Origin of the sequence: Glutamicibacter sp. TV12E (assembly GCF_052441935.1) — a bacterium.
Lineage (GTDB): Bacteria > Actinomycetota > Actinomycetes > Actinomycetales > Micrococcaceae > Glutamicibacter.
This window is the reverse complement of record NZ_JBQVVF010000001.1, coordinates 3,011,953-3,032,852: the sequence shown is the minus strand read 5'-3', so window position 1 is coordinate 3,032,852 and position 20,900 is coordinate 3,011,953. Positions and strand designations below refer to the sequence as shown.

Annotated in this window: 17 protein-coding genes and 4 tRNA genes; 5 read left to right on the top strand and 16 right to left on the bottom strand. The window is 55.6% G+C overall.

The window, feature by feature from the left end; all coding sequences use genetic code 11:
- The first annotated feature begins 63 nt into the window (after positions 1-63).
- Positions 64-2,682 carry a valine--tRNA ligase gene (gene valS, locus ACT7DV_RS14475; protein WP_444663584.1) on the top strand — a complete coding sequence of 873 codons (2,619 nt, stop codon included), beginning with the start codon at positions 64-66 and terminating at the stop codon, positions 2,680-2,682.
- A gap of 303 nt (positions 2,683-2,985) precedes the next feature.
- Here valS and ACT7DV_RS14470 read toward each other — a convergent pair whose 3' ends face one another.
- The 14 genes from ACT7DV_RS14470 to ACT7DV_RS14405 all read right to left on the bottom strand — a co-directional run bounded on the left by ACT7DV_RS14470 (position 2,986) and on the right by ACT7DV_RS14405 (position 13,681).
- Positions 2,986-3,990, bottom strand: coding sequence for a trypsin-like serine peptidase (locus ACT7DV_RS14470; RefSeq protein WP_444663582.1), 1,005 nt, complete (start codon positions 3,988-3,990; stop codon positions 2,986-2,988).
- 540 nt (positions 3,991-4,530) lie between these two features.
- Positions 4,531-5,400 carry a hypothetical protein gene (locus tag ACT7DV_RS14465; RefSeq protein WP_444663580.1) on the bottom strand — a complete coding sequence of 290 codons (870 nt, stop codon included), beginning with the start codon at positions 5,398-5,400 and terminating at the stop codon, positions 4,531-4,533.
- Between the two features lie 227 nt (positions 5,401-5,627).
- On the bottom strand, positions 5,628-6,236 hold the full coding sequence (locus ACT7DV_RS14460; RefSeq protein WP_444663578.1) for a mycothiol-dependent nitroreductase Rv2466c family protein: 609 nt from the start codon (positions 6,234-6,236) through the stop codon (positions 5,628-5,630).
- 48 nt (positions 6,237-6,284) lie between these two features.
- Entirely contained in the window at positions 6,285-7,577 is a 1,293-nt protein-coding gene (gene clpX, locus ACT7DV_RS14455) for an ATP-dependent Clp protease ATP-binding subunit ClpX (RefSeq protein WP_060701801.1), read from the bottom strand.
- A 169-nt stretch (positions 7,578-7,746) separates the two neighbouring features.
- On the bottom strand, positions 7,747-8,406 hold the full coding sequence (locus ACT7DV_RS14450; protein ID WP_146275271.1) for an ATP-dependent Clp protease proteolytic subunit: 660 nt from the start codon (positions 8,404-8,406) through the stop codon (positions 7,747-7,749).
- A gap of 46 nt (positions 8,407-8,452) precedes the next feature.
- Entirely contained in the window at positions 8,453-9,049 is a 597-nt protein-coding gene (locus ACT7DV_RS14445) for an ATP-dependent Clp protease proteolytic subunit (protein WP_060701803.1), read from the bottom strand.
- A 247-nt stretch (positions 9,050-9,296) separates the two neighbouring features.
- Positions 9,297-10,628, bottom strand: a complete 1,332-nt coding sequence (gene tig / locus ACT7DV_RS14440; protein WP_444663576.1) for a trigger factor — start codon at positions 10,626-10,628, stop codon at positions 9,297-9,299.
- An 87-nt stretch (positions 10,629-10,715) separates the two neighbouring features.
- Positions 10,716-10,790 (bottom strand) — tRNA-Pro (locus ACT7DV_RS14435).
- A gap of 157 nt (positions 10,791-10,947) precedes the next feature.
- A tRNA-Pro gene (locus ACT7DV_RS14430) sits at positions 10,948-11,022 on the bottom strand.
- Between the two features lie 143 nt (positions 11,023-11,165).
- Positions 11,166-11,240 (bottom strand) — tRNA-Pro (locus ACT7DV_RS14425).
- 448 nt (positions 11,241-11,688) lie between these two features.
- A tRNA-Gly gene (locus ACT7DV_RS14420) sits at positions 11,689-11,762 on the bottom strand.
- Between the two features lie 170 nt (positions 11,763-11,932).
- Positions 11,933-12,916, bottom strand: a complete 984-nt coding sequence (locus tag ACT7DV_RS14415; RefSeq protein ID WP_444663574.1) for an Fpg/Nei family DNA glycosylase — start codon at positions 12,914-12,916, stop codon at positions 11,933-11,935.
- A gap of 2 nt (positions 12,917-12,918) precedes the next feature.
- Positions 12,919-13,392 carry a ribose-5-phosphate isomerase gene (locus tag ACT7DV_RS14410; RefSeq protein WP_060701806.1) on the bottom strand — a complete coding sequence of 158 codons (474 nt, stop codon included), beginning with the start codon at positions 13,390-13,392 and terminating at the stop codon, positions 12,919-12,921.
- Positions 13,355-13,681, bottom strand: coding sequence for a hypothetical protein (locus ACT7DV_RS14405; protein ID WP_444663572.1), 327 nt, complete (start codon positions 13,679-13,681; stop codon positions 13,355-13,357). The genes ACT7DV_RS14410 and ACT7DV_RS14405 overlap by 38 nt, the downstream gene beginning before the upstream one ends.
- Between ACT7DV_RS14405 and pepN the strand changes: the two genes are divergently transcribed.
- From pepN to ACT7DV_RS14390, 3 genes are all read left to right on the top strand, one after another.
- On the top strand, positions 13,680-16,220 hold the full coding sequence (gene pepN, locus ACT7DV_RS14400; protein WP_444663570.1) for an aminopeptidase N: 2,541 nt from the start codon (positions 13,680-13,682) through the stop codon (positions 16,218-16,220). The two genes, ACT7DV_RS14405 and pepN, sit on opposite strands and share 2 nt — an antisense overlap.
- Positions 16,221-16,318: 98 nt before the next feature.
- Entirely contained in the window at positions 16,319-16,813 is a 495-nt protein-coding gene (locus ACT7DV_RS14395; RefSeq protein ID WP_444663569.1) for an OsmC family protein, read from the top strand.
- A complete protein-coding gene (locus ACT7DV_RS14390; protein ID WP_444663567.1) occupies positions 16,806-17,306 on the top strand; it encodes a globin in 501 nt (166 codons plus the stop codon). Before ACT7DV_RS14395 ends, ACT7DV_RS14390 begins: the two co-directional genes overlap by 8 nt.
- A gap of 63 nt (positions 17,307-17,369) precedes the next feature.
- Here the strand turns inward: ACT7DV_RS14390 and ACT7DV_RS14385 are convergent, their stop codons facing one another.
- Positions 17,370-18,029: a hypothetical protein gene (locus tag ACT7DV_RS14385; protein ID WP_444663565.1), complete on the bottom strand. Its 660-nt coding sequence runs from the start codon at positions 18,027-18,029 to the stop codon at positions 17,370-17,372.
- A gap of 173 nt (positions 18,030-18,202) precedes the next feature.
- Between ACT7DV_RS14385 and ACT7DV_RS14380 the strand changes: the two genes are divergently transcribed.
- Complete coding sequence (locus tag ACT7DV_RS14380) at positions 18,203-19,093, top strand: acyl-CoA thioesterase (protein ID WP_444663563.1); 891 nt, start codon at positions 18,203-18,205, stop codon at positions 19,091-19,093.
- Between the two features lie 35 nt (positions 19,094-19,128).
- On the opposite strand, the gene ACT7DV_RS14375 is transcribed toward ACT7DV_RS14380, so the two are convergent.
- Complete coding sequence (locus ACT7DV_RS14375; protein ID WP_444663561.1) at positions 19,129-20,865, bottom strand: MOSC domain-containing protein; 1,737 nt, start codon at positions 20,863-20,865, stop codon at positions 19,129-19,131.
- Between the last annotated feature and the right edge of the window lie 35 nt (positions 20,866-20,900).

The window sequence follows — 20,900 nt, the reverse complement described above, 5'->3', positions numbered from 1 at the left end:
ATCGTGGCGCAGACCATGGGAAACAATGCCTTGTCGCTGTGCAAAACATGAAAGAATAAGGCTATGGCAGAAGAAAACTTGGGCACAGACACGCCCGCAACGGTTTCCGTTCCTGACAAGCCCGCTTTGGAAGGCTTGGAAGAACGTCTTTCGTCCCGGTGGCGCACCGAGGGCACCTATCACTTCAACGAGGACACCACTCGCGAGTCCGTGTACTCCATCGACACTCCCCCGCCAACGGCGTCCGGGTCCCTGCACGTAGGACACATGTTCTCCTACACGCAGACCGACGTGTTGGCCCGCTACCAGCGCATGAGCGGAAAGAACGTTTTCTACCCACTGGGCTGGGATGACAACGGCTTGCCGACCGAACGCCGCGTGCAGAACTACTTCGGGGTGCGCTGCGACCCGACCAAGCCGTACATCGAGGGCTACCGTCCACCAGAAAAACCGGCCAAGAACCAGCGCGACTGGGACGTTATCAGCCGCAAGAACTTCATCGAGGTGTGCGAGGAGCTGGCAGTCGAAGACGAAAAGGTCTTCGAGCAGCTGTTCACCACCCTGGGCCTGTCCGTTGACTGGCGCATGACCTACCGCACCATTGACGACAACTCCCGCGCTGCGTCCCAGCGTGCCTTCCTGGAGAACCTGGCCAAGGGCGATGCCTACATGTCCGAGGCACCGACCTTGTGGGATGTCACCTTCCGCACCGCCGTGGCCCAGGCCGAGCTTGAAGACCGCGAAATGCCCGGCGCGTACTACCGCTATGGCTTCAACGCCGAGAACGGCGAGCAGGTCTTCATCGAGACCACCCGTCCGGAGCTGCTGGCGGCCTGCGCCGCACTGGTGGCCCACCCGGATGACGAACGCTACCAGCACCTGTTCGGCAAGACCGTCACCTCCCCGCTCTTCGGCGTCCCGGTCACCGTGCACCCGCACCCGCTGGCCCAGGCCGACAAGGGTTCGGGCATCGCCATGGTGTGCACTTTCGGCGACTTGACCGACGTGACCTGGTGGCGCGAACTGCAGCTGCCAACCCGTCCCATCATCGGGCGCGACGGCCGCATCCTGGCCGAGACCCCGGAGTGGATCACCACCGAAGCCGGCAAGGAATCCTACGCCCAGATCGCCGGCAAGATGGTGTTCTCCGCCAAGGAAACCATGGTCGAGCTGCTGACCGACGCGGGCCTGCTTGACGGAGAACCGAAGAAGATCTCGCGTCCGGTGAACTTCTTCGAAAAGGGCGACAAGCCCCTAGAAATCGTGACTTCCCGCCAGTGGTACATCCGCAATGGTGGCCGCGATGAAGAGCGCCGCGACCAGATGATTGCCCGCGGCAAGGAAATCGACTTCCATCCTTCGTTCATGCGCTCGCGCTACGAGAACTGGGTATCGGGCTTGAACGGCGACTGGCTGGTCTCCCGCCAGCGCTTCTTCGGCGTTCCGGTACCCGTGTGGTACCAGGTCGACGAGCACGGCGAGCCGAACTACGACGCACCGATCCTGCCGGCCATCGAGCAGCTTCCGGTTGATCCGGCCGCGGATGCGCCAACCGGCTACACCGAGGATCAGCGTGGCACCGCCAATGGCTTCATCGGCGATGCCGACGTCTTGGACACCTGGGCCACCAGTTCGCTAACTCCGCAGATCGCGGGCCGCTGGGGCCGCGACGACGAGTTCTTCTCGAAGGTCTACCCCTTCGACCTGCGCCCGCAGGGCCACGACATCATCCGCACCTGGCTGTTCTCCACCGCCGTCCGCGCAGATTCCCTGCACGCCAGCGCCCCGTGGAAGCACGCAGCGATTTCGGGCTGGATCCTGGATCCGGACCGCAAGAAGATGTCGAAGTCCAAGGGCAACGTCGTGGTTCCCAACGAGGTGCTGGAGAAGTTCGGCGCCGACGCCGTGCGCTATTGGGCAGCCAGCGCCAAGCTGGGTGCCGATACCGCGTACGAAATCAACCAGATGAAGATTGGCCGCCGCCTGGCCATCAAGATTCTGAATGCTTCGAAGTTCGTGCTGAATCTGGGCGCCACCGAGGCCAACGTCTTGGCTGACGATGCTTCGGTTGTCACCAACGGTCTGGATCGTTCACTGCTGGCACGCCTGTCCACCGTGATCGAGGACGCCAAGCGCGCCTTCGACAACTACGATTACGCGCGCGCTTTGGATATCACCGAGTCGTTCTTCTGGTCGTTCACCGATGATTACGTGGAACTGGTCAAGGACCGTGCGTACGGCGGCCATGGCGAGGCCGAGCAGGCCAGCGTCCTGGCTGCGTTGGCTACGACACTGGATTCGGTCCTCCGCCTGTTCGCGCCGTTCCTGCCCTTCGCCACCGAAGAGGTCTGGGGCTGGTGGCGCACCGGCTCGGTGCACCTGACCCAGTGGCCGGGCACCGATCACTTGGCCAGCGCCGTCGAGGGCGCCGATCCTGCGGTTCTCCCGCTGGTTGGCGAAGCCCTTTCGGGCATCCGCAAGGCCAAGTCCGATGCGAAGGTCAAGCAGCGCACCGAGGTGCTCTCGGGCGAAATCCAGGCATCCCCGGCGCGGGTAGCTCAGTTGCGCGCTGGTTTCGAGGACCTGAAGTCCGCAGCCAACGCACGCGAATTGACACTGGTTGAAGCAGAAGGCGAGCTCACGGTAACCAACGTTGAGTTGGCACCTGCCGAAGAAGCCTAGTTTCAAGTAAACGCATTGGGCGGCCATTCCTCTTGGAATGGCCGCCCAATGCGTTTCAGCTCTTCTCCTCCCCCGCTTTTTGCTTTGGCGGTGAAGGGCGGATGAGTTTTCTTGGTTTTGCCTGGCGCCGGCGTTCTTCGTTGAAGTGCTCCAGTTGCTCCTCAGCGCCTTGCTCTAAATCATGCCGTTGCGGTGGGCGGCTGGGCCCGTCTTTTGAAGAATGCTCTTGTGGCATCGTCTCTTCTTTCTCCTTGAAATGCCTCGAAAAGCCTCATTGCTTTTCCTCCGCCCACCTTCAGCGATCTAGCTTTGCGCGTTCTGGTACGCTTGCTGGATTACCGAGCCCCAGTATGGGCCGAACATCGTGTTGCGAACGGTGTTGTAGCCGAAGCTGTTTACCGAGTTCTGGTACGACGATGAGCCCGAGCCCAAGAACCATGGTCCGCCCGAGGAACCGCCAGTCATGTTGCAAGGTATACCTTGCGACTGAGTCTGGCCAAATGGATCGTCTGTTGCCGAACCGGCACAGGATTGCAGAGTCTCACCATTGAATGGTGAAGCAGCTGGGTAACCATAGGCTGTGTAGTACTCACCGCGCGGCTGGTTGAAGGCAACACCCGAAGCGCCAACGGTGTCGGTTAGTGTCGTGCCATTGCTGTTCGAAACCACAGCGAAGCCCGTGTCGTAGGTGATGTCGCCATCATCTGACCACTGGGCGGTAGTGACCAGTTCGGTGGCGGCGAAGGAACCGTAGGGCGCATTTCCATTTTCATAGGCAGGTACGAAAACCCAGCGAGTTGCAAAGGCGCCAGGGCCCTCGTTCAAGCAGTGGCCCGCGGTGGACACCGTGGATTCGTTCGTTGACACGACTGAATTGCCGGAGCAAACATAGTCCTGCCCGCCGAGGGTGAAGAACACCTTGCCGATATGCGATACGGGCGCCTCTTGTCCGCGGGTTTTCCCGCCAGCCTTTGTGCTGATTTTTCCTGCTTTAGCGTTGGCTGACTGGCCAGGAACTTTGGAAGCTTTGCTGGTATCCACCTTGGCTGCGGATCCCGACTTGCCAGCGACCAGTGCGTCAGCGCTCTTGGCAGCCTTCATTCGCTCGGCAGTCCAATACTCGAGTGCCGAATCAGACTTCTGCGACGATATCTTAATCGATTTGATGTCATCGTTTGTTGAGGTGGGTGCCGCACTGGCCATTGGTGCAACGCTGAGCATCATGGCGCCTGCCAAAAGTGCGGCTCCGGCCAGCCTCCGCCGGCCTTTGACCTTCGAGGAATTCGACTTTACTGAACGAACTTGCACGATATAACTCCTTGTCCAGTGGCGGATGGCCACTATCGATGGGTGTGCCGCAGCACTCGTGCAAATTAGTCAAACACACACTTCACACAATTTCTATAGGAATTTTTTCCTCCGCTAACGTCGACGAACCCGGCGGTTTAGCCTGCGAACATGAAGCAACTCAGGTTCTTCACAGGTAAATCCGAGCCGTTGGATTCAGGAGACAAGACGACCCGTTACGTGGCGATCAGTTCCCGGCGACCAGGACAGTCCCAGAAAATTCGGTTTAGCCAGCTCTCATCAGAGGAACCCCCAGACATACGAAGCATCTGGGTTGCACTCAATAAAATTATGAAAGAAAAACTTCGGTATCAGGTACTTTATGCACCCGGGCCGGTCTTGAAGAGTGCAAAAATTAGTTACCGTTTTCGTTCAAAAAAGGATTTATTGAACCGTTGGCCTCCTTGAACCAGGACGGTGCCGGCTCCTTCTCGAACCAAGATGTTGCGCAGTACTCCAATAGCGGACTTAAGCCGAATTCACTCAAGCAAAGCCGGTGGGTCAGTGGTTCGTGAGTTCACGCATGCGCGTGCGCAAAAGAGGCACTGACGCCATTCCAAGAATTCCCGCGGCAACAGCGGTGATGATGAAACTTGTGGCCAAGCCACCGGTAATCTGGTCAAAAATGGCGCGTGCCAGTTCCCTATCCATGTTGGCCAGTAAGCGCTCTTGGATAAAGTCGGGAATCACGGTTTTAATTGCGATGAAGCCCAGCGCGGTGACAACAGCGAGCCACAACAACGATTTTGAGAGGTACCGCGGAGCGAGCAGGATTCCGGCAACAAGCAAAGCGGCGTTCAGGTAGATTGCCCACGGTCCAATATTGCCAACCACCAGGTAAGCCTGTTTCACCATGGGCAGCGCATCGTTCTGGATCAATTTCAATTGCCAGTCGAAATGGCCCGATACGGGTAGATCCGGAATACCCAATCCAGTCAATGTCTTTGAAATCCCGGCGAATACTGCGTCCAGCTCGAAAGTTAGATTTCCTGCCTGGTCAAGAGAAGCTGAACTCTGACCAGTGAAGATTTGATCTGTTCGTTGATGACTCGCACGTAGTGCCGATTGCCAGTTCGTAGCGAAATTCTCAGATTGAACGACTCGCAATGCAGCATTCTCAATTGTCTCGTTTGCCTTTGATGCCAGCTCTTCAGCGGGGATGAGACGCGACAACCATCCTGAGCCAGCGACGGCGTCAAGGCGTTCCTCAATCCGAAGCTGCCCGGAAATTGACTGCGCGACTTGCCCAGAAACCAGTTCTTGGAGTTTTTGATTCTGCGCCAGAGGGCCCAACGTCTTTACCAAGCCGTCGGTATTGGTCAGATGCCCTGAGGCCCATAGAGCTCCGACCGAAAACGGGGCCACGATCACACCCACAACTATGCAGGCAATGGACACTATTTTTCGCCAGAGAGGCATATGCACACGACTTTCCACAACGTACTCCCTAGATAAGGTGGCCACCTATCCCCCGGTGGGAATAATTCTGAGGATGACCACTGAAAGTGCCAGCTTTACCCAACGCGATGTCCAAGACTTAACGCAACGAAGGACGCCCCCGAATTGTGAGCGTCCTTCTATCGGTGCATCCGGAATACTTACTCGAAGGTTGGGCTCTCGGTACGAGTGCGCTTCATTTCGAAGAAGTATGGGAAAGATGCCAGCTGTGCTGCTGCATCAAACATCTTTCCTGCGTCTTCACCAGTCGGAACTCGGGTGATTACCGGCCCGAAGAAGGCCACATCGTCCACAGCTACGATGGGAGTGCCCACGTCTTGGCCGACCTTGCTAATGCCGGTTTCGTGGCTGGCTCGCAAGGCTTCGTCGTTGGCATCGGTATCGGCTGCCTCGGCCAGTTCTGCAGGCAGACCGGTCCTCTCAAGCGCCTTCTTGATCACTTCGCCCCGGTCGGAGATGTTCTCGTAATGGAACAGCTCGCCCATGGCAGTGTAGAGGCTGTCCTTGACTTCTTCGCCATGCACTTCTGCAGCTTTCAGAACTACGCGCACCGGACCCCACGACGAATCCATCATTGCACGATAGTCTTCAGGCAAATCCCGGCCCTCGTTGAGCACCGATAGGCTCATGACGTGCCAAGAAACGTCAATGTCACGCACCTTTTCAACTTCCTTGATCCACCGGCTCGTTGCCCAGGCAAATGGGCAAATTGGATCAAACCAGAAATCAACGTGCTGACGCTCAGCCATGCGTTACCAACTTTCCTACGAAAATCAAACTATTGATCAATGAACAGGTTAGGCGGACTTCTTGTCGCGCTTGGCGACCATTGCGTGTGACAGCATTGCCGGTTCTTCACCGTCAATGACCGTGGCACGTGTCACGACAACTTCAGCAACATCTTCACGACTTGGCAGGTCAAACATGACTCCACCAAGAGTTTCTTCCAGGATCGACCGCAGCCCGCGGGCACCAGTCTCGCGTTCGATGGCCAGTTCCGCAACGGCATCAAGCGCCGACTGATCGAAGCTCAGTGCAACCCCATCCATCTGGAACATCTTCTGGTACTGCTTGAGCAAAGCGTTCTTGGGCTCAGTCAAGACACGAACAAGTGCTTCCTTGTCGAGATGTTCAACAGTGGTGATCACTGGAAGGCGGCCGATAAATTCCGGAATCAATCCGAACTTTAGGAGGTCTTCGGGGCGAACGTCCGAGTACGATGCTGTCTCGTTCTTGAGCGCCGTCAAAGGAGCGCCAAAACCGATACCTTTTTGTCCTGCGCGGGAGGAAATGATCTCTTCTAGACCCGCGAAAGCGCCGGCAACAATGAAGAGAATATTGGTGGTATCCAATTGAATGAAATCCTGGTGCGGGTGCTTTCGACCGCCCTGCGGTGGAACAGCAGCAACAGTTCCCTCAAGAATCTTCAACAACGCCTGCTGGACACCTTCACCGGAAACGTCGCGCGTGATCGACGGGTTCTCGCTCTTGCGGGAGATCTTGTCGATTTCGTCAATGTAGATGATGCCGGTTTCGGCTTTCTTAACGTCGTAGTCTGCTGCTTGCAACAACTTCAACAGGATATTCTCTACGTCTTCACCGACATAGCCCGCTTCAGTCAAGCTCGTCGCATCAGCTACAGCAAAAGGAACGTTTAGTTTCTTGGCCAGGGATTGTGCGAGATAGGTCTTGCCACAACCGGTCGGACCAATCAACATGATGTTCGACTTTGAGACTTCGACTTCACCCAATGGGTCATCATTAGTCAATGCCGCCACGGGTCCATGATCCTGGTTTCCATGGATGCGCTTGTAGTGGTTGTAGACAGCGACCGAAAGCGCGCGCTTGGCGTTCTCCTGGCCGATGACGTACTCCTGCAGCGAGTCAAAGATCTCTCGTGGCTTAGCCAAGGAGAACTCCTCATGCACCTGTTCTTCTGCAAACTCTTCAGCAATGATTTCGTTGCAAAGTTCAATGCACTCAGTACAAATGTAGACACCATGGCCTGCAATTAGCTTCTTAACCTGCTTTTGGCTCTTCCCGCAGAAAGAGCATTTCAGCAGATCCGAGCCTTCACCCATGCGTCCCATCGCACCATTCTCCTGTTTACTTGAGTAGCTGTGGACTTACTCAATTCTAGGCTAGTTGTCCCCCAAATTAGATGAATATGGCGGTTTACCTGTGTTGCGCCACTTCAGTTGTCATGAAGTGGCCTCACTTGGTAAACCGCCATTCATCGGGGATTATTCCGAGTTAGTGCTAGCTGCCCAGCTGAGCGCGGTTCAGCTTGCGTGGCGTCAGGACCTCATCAACAATGCCGTAGGCCTTGGCTTCCGTTGCAGTCATGAACAGGTCGCGTTCTACGTCATCGCGAACCTTTTCAACTGGCTGTCCCGAATGCGAAGCCAGGGTGTCTTCCAGCCAGCTGCGCATGCGCATAACTTCTTCGGCCTGGATCTGCAGGTCCGTAGCGGTACCCCGCTCACCGCCACCCATCGCTGGCTGGTGGATCAGCACGCGTGCGTTTGGCAGTGCAAGGCGCTTGCCCGGCGTACCGGCAGCCAACAGGACAGCTGCAGCCGATGCGGCCTGGCCCAAGCAAACGGTCTGTACCTCTGGGCGGATGAACTGGATCGTGTCGTAGATTGCAGTCATCGCGGTGAACGATCCACCCGGCGAGTTGATGTACAGGGTGACATCACGCTCTGGATCCATAGATTCCAGGACCAGCAACTGCGCCATGACGTCATCAGCCGATGCGTCGTCGACCTGAGCGCCGAGGAAGATGATGCGGTCCTCGAACAGCTTTGCGTATGGATCCTGGCGCTTGAACCCGTAAGGGGTCCGCTCTTCGAACTGCGGCAGAATGTAGCGAGCCGATGGCATCTGGCCACTGACAGCTTCAGTATTGAAGTTCATGGTTATCTCCTAGGACAAATCTTTGGGTATCAAGTGGTGGGTTCGGCTACTGACGTTCTACTCCGCCACCACCGGTGACAGACCCGGCGTGCTTTGCAATCTGGTCGAAGAAGCCGTAGGCAAGACCTTCTTCAGCGGTGAACCACTTGTCTCGCTGGTTATCAATCAGGATCTGCTCAACACTCTGACCGGTCTGCTCAGCGGTCAAGTCACTCATGACCTTCTTCATATGCATGATCAGCTCAGCCTGGATCTTGATATCCGAAGCAGTGCCGCCGATACCGCCAGATGGCTGGTGCATCAGGATGCGAGCGTTCGGAGTCGCGAAGCGCTTGCCCGGGGTACCCGAGGAGAGCAGGAACTGGCCCATCGAAGCGGCAAGGCCGGTAGCCACGGTGACAACATCGTTCGGGATGAAGTTCATCGTGTCGTAGATGGCCATGCCCGCGGTGATCGAACCGCCAGGCGAGTTGATGTACAGGTAGATGTCCTTCTCAGGATCCTCGGCCGAGAGCAGGAGCAACTGCGAGCAGATGGCATTCGCATTGTCGTCGCGGACTTCGGAGCCCAGCCAGATGATGCGCTCCTTGAGCAAGCGGTTGTAGATGTAGTCGTCTCGGCTGGCCGGATCGACGGCTGCCATAGTAGGAGTGCGCGAATCATTTGACATGTTCTCTACCTCTTCCAAACGTGTAGATCAGATTCTGGGATTTCTATTTCCAACCCCAAAGCTGCAACTGGTTACTTTGAGATTACTTACTTCAAGGCTTTGATGGGGCGATTCATGCCCCTGTTTCGCTCACGGCGCATGATGCACGCCTGCAGCGAACAAAAATGGCCATTGGCCGCCTTTTTCAAGGCGGCCAATGGCCATAGGAGTCTAGAAAAGACTACTTTGCTTCTTCGACTTCAGCCTCGGCAGCTTCTTCTTCGCCTGCTGGCTTCACGAAGGAAGTCAGGTCAACAGCCGCACCTTTGGAATCGGTGACGGTAGCGAATTCAAGAACCTTGGCCAATGCCTTGCGACGACGAACCTCGCCCATCAGCATTGGGACCTGGCCGGCACCATCCAGCATCTGAGCGAACTGGTTTGGCTCCATGCCGTACTGGCCAGCGGTCTGAACGATGTAGTCGATCAGCTCGGACTGCTCCACGCCGACTTCCTCGGCGTCTGCGACAGCGTCCAGGATGATCTCATTCTTGAAGGCGCGCTCGGTGTTCTCGCGAACCTCTGAACGGTGCTCTTCGGTGTCGTGATCGGCTTCGGCGTCTGGAGCGTTGAAGTGCTGCTCGATCTGCTCATCGATAACCGAAGCAGGAACTGGAACCTCTACCAGTTCAACCAGCTTGTCCAGAACCAGCTCGCGAGCCTCTACGCCCTGCTCAACGATCTTGCCCTCTGCTGCATCCTTTGCGAGGTTTTCGCGCAGTTCGGCAATGGTGTCGAATTCCGAAGCAAGCTGAGCGAAGTCATCGTTTGCTTCTGGCAGCTCGCGCTGCTTGACGGCGTTGATAACAACCTTGACGGTTGCTGCCTTGCCAGCGTGCTCGCCACCAGCCAGGGTGGTTTCAAAGGTTGCGTCTTCGCCAGCGGACAGGCCGGTAACAGCCTCGTCCATGCCCTCAAGCATGTTGCCGGAACCGATCTGGTAGGACAGGCCCTGAGCCGAGTCAACTTCTTCGCCATCTACCGAAGCGGTGAGGTCGATGGTGACGAAGGAATCTGCAGCTGCTGGAGCTTCAACTTCCTTCAAGGTGCCAAAGCGGCCACGCAGGTCGTCGAGAGCCTTCTCGATGTCCTCGTCAGCAACTTCCTTTGCCTCAACAGAAACTTCGATGCCCTTGTAATCCGGCAGCTCAACCTTCGGGCGGATGTCAACCTCGAGGGTGAAGACCAGCTGGCCTTCGCCTTCCTTCTCGATCGAAGGCAGCTCGGTGATGTCTACCTCTGGGCGGGACAGAGGGGTGAGTTCGTTCTCAACCATGGCCTTCTGGTAGAAGTCGTTCAGACCTTCGTTAACTGCGGTCTCGATGACGTAGCCACGGCCAACGCGCTGATCGATCAGGCGGGAAGGCACTTTGCCCTTACGGAAGCCTGGGATCTGAATCTGCTGAGCGATGGTCTTGTACGCCTCATCGACGCGGGGCTTCAGTTCCTCGTAAGGAACTTCAACGGTCAGCTTAACCCGGGTCGGGTTGACGTTTTCGACGGCGCTCTTCACAGCGTTGTACTCCTGAGTTGTCTAATATTAGGTCTAATCTGCAAAAAACCCCGCAACATGGTGGCGTTGCGGGGTTGTTCGACAGAGTCGGGGTGACAGGATTCGAACCTGCGACCTCACGCTCCCAAAGCGCGCGCTCTAGCCAAGCTGAGCTACACCCCGATTAGCAGTGAACAGTCTAACCCGAGTCATCCTGTATCCACTAATCGTTTGTGATGCTTACTAGTTACCTTTGACAGTTTTTAGTGATCACAAGATCTAAATAATATTTAGCTCTCAATTTTCATGTTCAGAAATCCAAGGATTTCTTCTCATAAAGTCGGGGTGACAGGATTCGAACCTGCGACCTCACGCTCCCAAAGCGCGCGCTCTAGCCAAGCTGAGCTACACCCCGATTAGCCGGCCGCTCCGTGTTCTCACAGCGGATGACGCCTAACCGTTTATTGGCGAATCTGAGAAGTTATTTCTAACAATCAGTTTCATCAAACCCAATTTCTTGGATTTAAATTATGGTTGAAATTTTCTTCATCCATAAAGTCGGGGTGACAGGATTCGAACCTGCGACCTCACGCTCCCAAAGCGCGCGCTCTAGCCAAGCTGAGCTACACCCCGATTCAGTTCAGAAAACCGAACCTCATCTGGACTTTCCGTCCCATGACCTTCTCGGGAATCAATTGTTTCCCGTGCTGATCACAAGAAACTAAGTTACACGGGTTCGAACCAAAAGCAAAATCGAATCTCCGTCATGTCGCCACGCCCAACGCGCCCAATTCCCTGATATTCCGGCAATCACACGGTTGATCTGGGACTGTTTGAAGAGATAAGTGAGTTGAGTAACAGCAACATTCCATCGCTGGCACCCCCATGCCCCTCGCACTGAACAAAAGCCTTGCTCCCCCGGGGGCCAAAAAGATAGCCCCGGCGGAACGAGGTCCGCATGCCAGTTCAGGAGCAACGACAAATATTAGAGAAGAATCCACATCGAAGGACAAGCTGCCCCGTCCCAGGCATTTAGGGCTCCGGATACGCGAAAAGGCCCCGCTATGCGGAGCCTTTTCTCTGGAGGGGATGACGGGAATCGAACCCGCGTAATCAGTTTGGAAGACTGAGGCTTTACCATTAAGCTACATCCCCGTTTCGAAGCTCCTGCGCTTCGAACAAGATTGAGTCTAGACCATAAAAGATGCGCTTTGCAAATCGGCCATTCCCTGTCTCACTTGGAACCTCTTGAATAGCATTTAGATTGCGCAACTCAAAGCCCTACACGCCGGAGGATCAGACTAAAAGTATTCCTCTGATCTCATTTATGGCCCCGAATGCCATTCCGCTCTTTTCGATCGCGGCATCTTTTGACACCGCGGGCACCAATAGAGTTTTCTTGAGGCGACCTCGGCTAGAGAAATTTTTCCAGTACAACGGCGACAGCCCATACCCTGGCGCTGATATACGTAGTAGGCATTTTCAGGCCAAAGGGGCAATCCGTCTTCGCGATCCTCGGGCAAAGTAGTGATGATCTTTCCGTCACGAACACCATCTTCCATGACAGTGACGATATCCAGCCAGAGTTTTTTGACCTTCTGCGAGGTTAGTTGATTTGCAGGAAGCTCTGGCGCGATTCGATTGCGGAAAAGCACCTCGGCCCGGTAGATGTTTCCAACACCACTGATCAGATTTTGATTCATCAAAGCGATCCCGATGGCAGTTTTTGTGCGAGACAGATTATCTCGAAACTCCTTGCACCCCTCCTCCAGCACCGCGTGCGCCTGCTTCGGATCAGAATGTGACTTGGCCGCTTGGAAATCGGCCGCGGCTCCAGCTAGCGGGTCAGGCCCGAGTTTGCTTAGCTGGACTTGCACCTGCGCGTAATCAAGCACTTCGCAAGCCGTAGGACCGCGTAAATCCGCCCAGCCGTGTTCTGAGACTATGCGTGCGCGAACGACGCCAATAGGAGCGGGCGGGCCTGCATATTCTTCAGGCTTCCCGCCAGCTTCAACTTCTCTCTCGCCAATTTTCCGTGGGGCGCCAATTGAAGATGCGCCGGCAAAATGCCCGTCTCCCCCAAAGCTGAACGCGCCGTACAGCCCTAGATGTACGCGCAAGTAGAGGTCGTTAGAAAAACGACAAAAGAGCTGCTTGCCCTTTGCGAAGGCCAATTCAAGTTCCTGCCCGTCAATACGGGCAGCGTCCTCACTGAAACGACCCTGCGGCGATGAAACCTGAACCACTTGCCCGCCAAAGACGTCGTCGAATTGGCGGGCAAGACGGTGAAGGGAATGTCCTTCTGGCACGACTAGTCGATGACCTCGCCAGTGGTTTCGTAGGTAGCGATCTTGCCGATGCGGCGCACGTGACGCTCTGCGTCACTGAACGGTTCAGTCAAGAAGGCTTCGATGAGCTCCGCTGCTTCTTCAACGGAATGCTGGCGTCCGCCGACAGCAATGACGTTGGCATTGTTGTGCTCACGGGCGAGCTTTGCCGTGTCTAGGTTCCAGGCAAGCGCGGCGCGAATGCCTTCCACCTTGTTAGCGGCAATTTGTTCGCCGTTGCCCGAGCCGCCAAGAACAATTCCCAATGAGTCCAGACCAGCGCGCTGATCTTCCACTACTGCCTTAGCCGCGTTGATGCAGAAGGCTGGGTAGTCATCCTCGGGATCATAGGCTTTGGGACCATGGTTAATCATTTCGTAGCCCTTGGCAGTCAGGTGTTTCACCAAGTGGTCACTCAGTTCAAGTCCGGCATGGTCTGTAGCGATATGCACGCGCATAATCTAAAGCCTCGTTTATCTGGGAGGGGTCAAATACTTTCTCATCTAGCTTAGCGATTTCAGGCGGACCCATTGCCATGTTGAAGTACATGGTCAGCATTTTTACGAGGCCACCTGCGGGCTCATGACCCAAAGCGCCATGTTTTCGGCGCATATTTGAAAATTGAGTAAATTGATCACCGAGATGACTTGCTTTATACCCCGTCGACAATGACACAATATAGAAATATTCAATATCCGTTTCACAACTGCCGCGGATGCACACCTCATGAAGAACTGGAGAACCCATGCCAGGTTTAAACCTCACTCGCGCCGAGGCTTCTACTCGCGCAGAACTGCTCAACGTCGACAGCTATGAGGTGAGCCTGGACCTTACCCGCGGCGACCGCGTCTTCACTTCTAAGACGACCGTGCGCTTCACTGCTGTCGAGGGTGCTTCCACGTTCATTGATGCCGTCACGGATTCAGTACGTTCCATTAATCTCAATGGAATTGATCTGGATCCGGCAGAAGCCTCGGATGGCATCCGCATTCAGCTTTCAAACCTCGCCGCGGACAATGTCCTGGTCATTGACGCTGACGCGCTGTACATGAACACTGGCGAAGGGCTTCACCGCTTCGTTGACCCGGTGGATCACGAGGTTTACCTCTATACCCAATTCGAGGTGGCGGACTGCCGTCGCATGTTCGCTGTGTTCGAACAGCCAGATCTTAAGGCCACCTTCCAGTTCACGATCACCGCTCCTAAGTACTGGAACGTCATTTCCAATGCGCCAACTCCGCAGCCCGTTGAGCAGGGCGAAGCAGCGACCTGGTCCTTTGCACCCACCCAGCGCATCTCTTGCTACATCACCGCGCTGATCGCCGGACCGTATCAGGTTGCCCGTGATTCGCTCGTTTCCTCCAGCGGTCGCACCATCGAGCTTGGCGTCTTCGCTCGCGCCTCCATGATGGAATACCTGGACGTTGAAAATATCGTGACGATCACTCGTCAAGGCTTCGAATTCTACGAAAAGAACTTCGGCGCACCATACCCGTTCGAAAAGTATGACCAGCTGTTCGTTCCGGAATTTAATGCCGGCGCCATGGAAAATGCTGGTGCAGTCACTTTCCTGGAAGAGTATGTGTTCCGTTCCCGCCCTACCGGTGCCATGGTGGAACGCCGCGCCATCACCGTCCTTCACGAGCTTGCACACATGTGGTTTGGCGATCTGGTCACCATGAAGTGGTGGAACGATCTATGGCTCAACGAATCATTCGCTGAATTCATGTCCACTCTTGCTGCTGCCCAGAACACCGAATTCACCAGCGCCTGGACCACCTTCAATACGCTGGAGAAAAACTGGGCCTACCGCCAGGACCAATTGCCTTCAACCCACCCAATCGTGGCCGAGATCAATGACCTCGAAGACGTTGAGGTCAACTTCGATGGCATTACCTACGCCAAGGGGGCCAGCGTTCTTCGCCAGCTCGTAGCCTTTGTCGGCCAGGAAGAGTTCATGGCCGGAGTCCGTGAATACTTCGCCAAGCATGCCTGGTCTAATACTGAACTGCCAGACTTGCTCAGCGAATTGGAGGCCTCCAGCGGACGAGATCTGAGCGGTTGGGGTGCGCAGTGGCTTGAAACGGCCGGAGTGAACACCCTCACCGCCGATATTCAAACAGACGCCGCGGGTGTAATCACTTCCTTCACCATTCGCCAGTCGGCCATTGCCGAGTACCCAACGCTACGACAGCATCGCCTCGCCGTCGGCTTCTACAGCCTCGATGAGGCAGGAACCTTGCAGCGCGTGCACCGCGAGGAACTCGACATCTCCGGCGAGGCCACCGAAGTATCTGCCTTGGCTGGCCGGCCGCGACCTGACCTGGTGCTGCTCAATGATGATGATCTGACCTATGCGAAAATCCGCTTGGATGAAGGATCTTTGGCTACTGCCACCGAGCATTTGAAGGATTTCAATGAATCCCTGCCTCGCACCTTGGTCTGGTCGGCTGCTTGGGATTCGGTGCGCGATGCGGAATCACCAGCAAGCATCTACGTTCAGCTGCTCTTGAACAACATTGGCCACGAAGCCGACTCGACGGTCATCATGGTTCTGCTGCGCCAGCTGAATACTTCGCTGGATAGCTACGTTGCAGCCGAGCACAGCACAGAATTGTCGATTCGAGCCGCAGACCAGTTGTGGCAGCTTGCCTCGGACGCGAAGGCCGGTTCGGACGCGCAGCTGCAGCTGGCCAAAGCCTTCGCACATCGCTCGCGAACTGCCGAACAGCTGGACCTCGCCCAAGGCCTGTTCGACGGGTCGACCTCCCTAGATGGACTAGTGATCGATACCGATCTTCGCTGGTCCCTGGCGATCGCTTTGAGCGCCGGCGGCCGACTGTCCGATGAACAAATTGATGCCCTCCTGGAAACTGACGACACCGCCAAAGGCAAGGCATCCTGGTACACCGCCCGCGCTTCGCGTCCTACTGCGCAGGCCAAGGACGAAGCCTTTGAAGCCGCCACGGCAGCGACGCTGTCCAATGACCAGCAGAGCGCCATCATTGCAGGGTTCAACAACGTGCACGACAAGTCGTTGATCGCCGGCTACACCGAAAAGTACTTCGGCCTGTTGATCAATGCGTGGGAAACCTTCTCCCACGAAATGGCCAAGCAAATCGTGCTTGGCTTCTACCCGAATTCCCAGGTCTCCCAGCAGACTTTGGACCAGACCGAGGCATTCCTCGAATCCCTCGGTGACAAGCACCCGGCACTACGTCGCTTGTTGACCGAGTCTGCCGCTGATGTTCGACGAGCCCTGGCTGCGCGCCTAGCGGATGCCTAAAACCCAGCGGTAGCAGATACATCTCACCTCAGGGTGCACTCAGAGCCCACCAGGTCCTTGAGTGCACCCTCATGGTTTAAAGATGTAAGAATGAACGTATGGATCTGTCGCGGCATGAATATCACATCAGTCTGGAATGGACTGGAAATCGCGGTACCGGCACCGAGAGCTACCGTGGCTACGGTAGAGACCACGTGGTGCGTTCAGTAGGCTTGCCAGACCTTCCAGGAACTGCTGACCCGACTTTTCATGGAGACAAGGACCGGTGGAATCCGGAGCAGCTACTGCTCGCGGCGTTGAGTCAATGCCACATGTTGTCGTATCTGCACGTCGCCGTGACACACGGTGTCGTCGTTACCGGCTACAGCGACTCCGCTCATGGCCTGCTCCAGCTCAACCGTGATCATAGCGGCGAATTCGTCCAAGCTGTCCTGCGTCCGGCGGTTGTCCTTGCCGACGAAGCACAACGAGAACTTGCCGACTCGCTGCATGAGCAAGCGAACAAAGTCTGCTTTATCGCCAGATCCGTGAACTTCCCGGTCCTTCATGAACCTGTCCTTCCAAACCTTTCCCGAGGAATCAATAATGAGTGAACACCCCCAGATCCCGCATAGCGTCAAGCAGGATCCGTTCAGCAAACCCCTCGTTCTGGGTCCTTCCAGCCAAGAATTCCTGGACCTGGCGGAAGAATCTGTCGATGCTTCCCAATTCCCCGGGACCTTCTACCACGAGGTAGGCGGCCGCGAAATCTTTGCTCAGCTAACCAAGAATTTTTATGCTTCGGTTGCCGAAGATCAGGATTTCCGCGCAATGTACCCCGAGAAGGATCTGCATCCGGCGCAAGTACGGTTGCAGTTGTTCCTTGAACAATATTGGGGCGGGCCAACCACATATTCCGAACACCGCGGTCATCCTAGATTGCGTATGCGCCACGGTAATTTCACTGTGAACTCGCATTACCGCGATGTGTGGCTAGGCCATATGAACAACGCAATTGACCAGCTCGAGTTGCCACCGCTCCAAGCCGAGACGCTCAGGGATTACTTCGAGCGAGCAGCTCACTCGATGCTAAACACTCCCGATTAATCTGGAGAAAAATCAGATGTGCTGGAACCAAATTTGGTTCCAGCACATTGTTTTAATACTCATCTAACCGAGCAGCGAGGATTGCCGAAGGACTGCATGTCCACGACCGTTGCTAATCCTGCGCCACGTCCCCTGTCGCAGCACTCTGCTGTCGCCGTTTGGCGATAGGAACCCCAATGCATGCATCGCGAACGCTGCGCCCATAGGAAGCGGCGGTTCCTGGCCAGCGATTTCGGAGGACCAAATTCGTTGACGGATCTGGGATAAGACCGGCTTGCCAGGGTTTTCTGGCAACGCTTGAGCCACGGCATCAATTCCCGTCTGTGCAGCTGTTGACAGTGCGTGATCGGGGATCGTGCCTGAATCTTCCCAGCCTGAAAGCGGAACAGAAATTCCAGCCCATCGGGCCGTGGCCTCTACGGGAGGCAAAGTGAACTCGACGGAAGAATCCCCCATTCGAGCTAATCGATCCTGAATCGACGACAGAGAATAACTGGCATTGATCTCGGCCGGCTGAGCAAGTCGATGCACTCGCATGCCTAAAATTGTGTACTGGCCTTGGCCCAGCTCGGCCGGGACCAAAACAGGGACGTAGACGGCTAAGGCAGTGCCTCTGGCAACAAATAGTGCAGCATCATCCTCAATAGTTTTTGCCCGACTCACAAAGTTCGCGAGGTCGCCTACAGAGTTAACGTCGTCAAAAATCAATACATCGCTTGCCATGGATTAATATTCTCACGCTCAATCACTTCGGAGTCGTTGAATTAGCTGATGGCGTGAAGCACACCCGAAAAATCGTATAGATTACCTACGAGCAGGGAAAACCAGATGTCAATATTACTTTAAAGTAATATTGGTTTTGGTTCTGTCCCACCGCACTGCAAGGAGTTTAGAACGTGACCGGAGACCTAGGTACCACTCAGATATTGCTAGACCTTCTGGATCTGGACGGCAACCATCAGGCGCGAACTGATGAAGACATATTTGTCGGCCAGACACCAAGGCAAAACCGCAATCGGGTTTTCGGCGGCCAGGTGCTGGCCCAATCGATCATGGCGGCGACCCGAACTGTAGATACCACTCGTTCAGTGCACTCAATACACGGATATTTCTTGAGGCCCGGGGACCCTAACCAAAACATTACATTCGGCGTGCAGCGGCTTAGAGACGGCCGGTCTTTCTCGGCCCGGCGTGTTCATGCCTACCAGAATGGTGAGCCGATTCTTTCGATGATCGCTTCCTTCCAGGAGCCAGCCGAGGGCTTGGAACATCACGATCCCATGCCGTTCCAAGCGCCTGATCCTGAATCGCTGCCAACAACTGCGGAGCTCGTAGGGCACCTGAACCATCCCGTGGCAAAAGAGTGGGCCTTTGAGCGCCCCTTCGACGTACGCCACGTCACCGAGCCGATTTATTTAGAAGGCGACAAAAACAAGGTTGCCGAGAGCGCCGTATGGCTGCGCACGACTTCCGCCATGCCCGATGACTTGGCTCTGCACCGTGCTGCGTTGGCATACGCCAGCGATTACGTCCTTTTGGAACCAGTGTTGCGCGCGCATGGCTTGGCCTGGGTGCACCAGGGGCTGAGTATTGCCAGTCTCGATCACGCGATGTGGTGGCACCAAGACTTTAGAGTCGATGAGTGGCTTCTGTACGTTCTTCATTCGCCTTCCGCCTCATCAGCGCGTGGTCTCGGAACTGGACAGTTCTTTAATCGCGACGGGCAGCTCGTAGCAACTGTGGCCCAAGAAGGAATGATCAGATTGCCAGAATTCGGAAAAAAATAAGAACAGCCTTTTTTCGATTCCGGCCAATATCCAAATCAGAGATCGAGCTCGACATTTTCCGCGGGGACAGAAACACACGTAAGTATCTGCCCAGTGGGAACTGCGGCGCTCGGTTCCATCGGATACGTCACACTGCCCTTGAGCAGTTTCACCGCGCATTGCCCGCATGACCCTGCCCTGCACAAGCTGGGTGCGTCCAGTCCTTCTGCTTCCAGCGAATCCAACAGGACACCGTCTTCGGGCTTCCAAATAAGTTCTGTCCCTGAGCTCTGGCAGCGGACACTCGCCGCGGGTAGCCCCTGGAAGAGTTTTGCTAGATCAGTTTGTGGCGAAACGAAGGTCTCCCCATGGATTTTCTCTGGCAGAATCCCCTGTTCCAGACAAAGTTCATGGACCTCTCGAGTAAATCCCTCAGGTCCACAAATCACGATGCTGTCGCAACCGTCGACAACGCCCGTGATCTCTTCACGAGTAGGACGCCTCTCTGAACTGTCGAATCGTTGATATTCAGCATTGGCATCCACGAGGCTCGAAAGCTCCCGCACTTGCACGGACAATCGGCTCGGCCGACCGCGTTCGACATGCAGCAATCGAAGCTCCTCAACGCGGGAAGCTGCCTTGGGGTCCCGCAGCAAACCAATAGCCGGGGTGATTCCGATCCCGGCAGTCACGAAGGCGGTTCGGCGGCGCAGCACATTCGGTGCAGTCATTGTGCCATAAGGACCGGAAACCAATAGTTCGTCGCCGGCCTGCAGTTTTGCCAGACGCCGAGAGACATCACCTTGCACCTTTATCGCGATGGTGACAGTACCGTCGTTTGCCGAGGTGATTGTATAGTTGCGCCACAATGGGTCTGGGAGGTGAACCCGAAGATATTTGCCTGCTTCATCATGTTCGCTGAACCAGCCAAACGGGTCGCTCAGGGTGAGCCCGACAATTTCTGGGCTGTGCGCGGTGGTACTCAGCACGGTGGCAAATCTCGGCGAACGTTTAGCGGGCACAAGATGGGATTCTTCCTCGCGCATCTCTTCAACTTCTATCTCCGAGCCAACGTCCAAAGGGCCGGAGGTGAGGACGGTCCCATAGATTCCGCAGTGGAGATGGCCAAAATGAGTGGCAAGTAATCGGGGTCCGTTTGTATCGACTTCCGTTGTCTCTGGATTAACAGAGGTAGCCGAGCACCGTTCGATGGACTTGGTGATCGCAATCCTGGCGTCACCGATTCGCAGCACTTTCCCGATCAGTCCGAATTCAGCAAATGCGGGAAGGCCTTCGACGAGAATATTGCCACGATATCTGCGAGGGTCTAGGTCAAGTCCTCCAGCTTTGGACAGCTGTCTCACGGTATTTGGATTAATAATTGAAATCCCCGATAGCTGCGAGTCGAACATCCCATTGGGCGTAGAAATGACATCTCGCCGATAAGGTCCTTGCGTGGGAAGATGCACGGATAAATACTCCCGTAGCCCACGACGTCCGTCCACGTGCGACGAATCGAAAGTCAGAGCATCGCCATCGACTTCCCGAGGCGCCGATACAGTAATGAAAGGCGGCTCAGACTTCACCGACCACTTTTGCAGGCTCTTGTTGTTTTTGAGAATAGTGAAGCTAAGGCAGCTGTTCCATTCTCCGTCCGCGACCTCCACGGTGCCATTTGAGAAGGCCACGCTTCGATCGCCCAGTATTCCGCTGCCAACCTCAACTGGCGCAGAAGCAATCGGTTCTCCCGGCAGGCCCTTGATGGGAAAACGGAACATCTGATCAATTCTCATGATCCCAGTCTAATTACTAGTCAAGGTAGGAAGCG

Bases quoted from the DNA above. Each gene is read 5' to 3' on its own strand.
- pepN (WP_444663570.1), top strand. From the start codon at position 13,680: ATGCCAGGTTTAAACCTCACTCGCGCCGAGGCTTCTACTCGCGCAGAA.
- ACT7DV_RS14450 (WP_146275271.1), bottom strand. From the start codon at position 8,406: ATGAACTTCAATACTGAAGCTGTCAGTGGCCAGATGCCATCGGCTCGC.
- ACT7DV_RS14445 (WP_060701803.1), bottom strand. From the start codon at position 9,049: ATGGCAGCCGTCGATCCGGCCAGCCGAGACGACTACATCTACAACCGC.
- ACT7DV_RS14395 (WP_444663569.1), top strand. From the start codon at position 16,319: ATGGATCTGTCGCGGCATGAATATCACATCAGTCTGGAATGGACTGGA.
- valS (WP_444663584.1), top strand. From the start codon at position 64: ATGGCAGAAGAAAACTTGGGCACAGACACGCCCGCAACGGTTTCCGTT.
- clpX (WP_060701801.1), bottom strand. From the start codon at position 7,577: ATGGGACGCATGGGTGAAGGCTCGGATCTGCTGAAATGCTCTTTCTGC.
- ACT7DV_RS14385 (WP_444663565.1), bottom strand. From the start codon at position 18,029: ATGGCAAGCGATGTATTGATTTTTGACGACGTTAACTCTGTAGGCGAC.
- ACT7DV_RS14405 (WP_444663572.1), bottom strand. From the start codon at position 13,681: ATGGGTTCTCCAGTTCTTCATGAGGTGTGCATCCGCGGCAGTTGTGAA.
- ACT7DV_RS14375 (WP_444663561.1), bottom strand. From the start codon at position 20,865: ATGAGAATTGATCAGATGTTCCGTTTTCCCATCAAGGGCCTGCCGGGA.
- ACT7DV_RS14410 (WP_060701806.1), bottom strand. From the start codon at position 13,392: ATGCGCGTGCATATCGCTACAGACCATGCCGGACTTGAACTGAGTGAC.
- ACT7DV_RS14460 (WP_444663578.1), bottom strand. From the start codon at position 6,236: ATGGCTGAGCGTCAGCACGTTGATTTCTGGTTTGATCCAATTTGCCCA.
- ACT7DV_RS14390 (WP_444663567.1), top strand. From the start codon at position 16,806: ATGAGTGAACACCCCCAGATCCCGCATAGCGTCAAGCAGGATCCGTTC.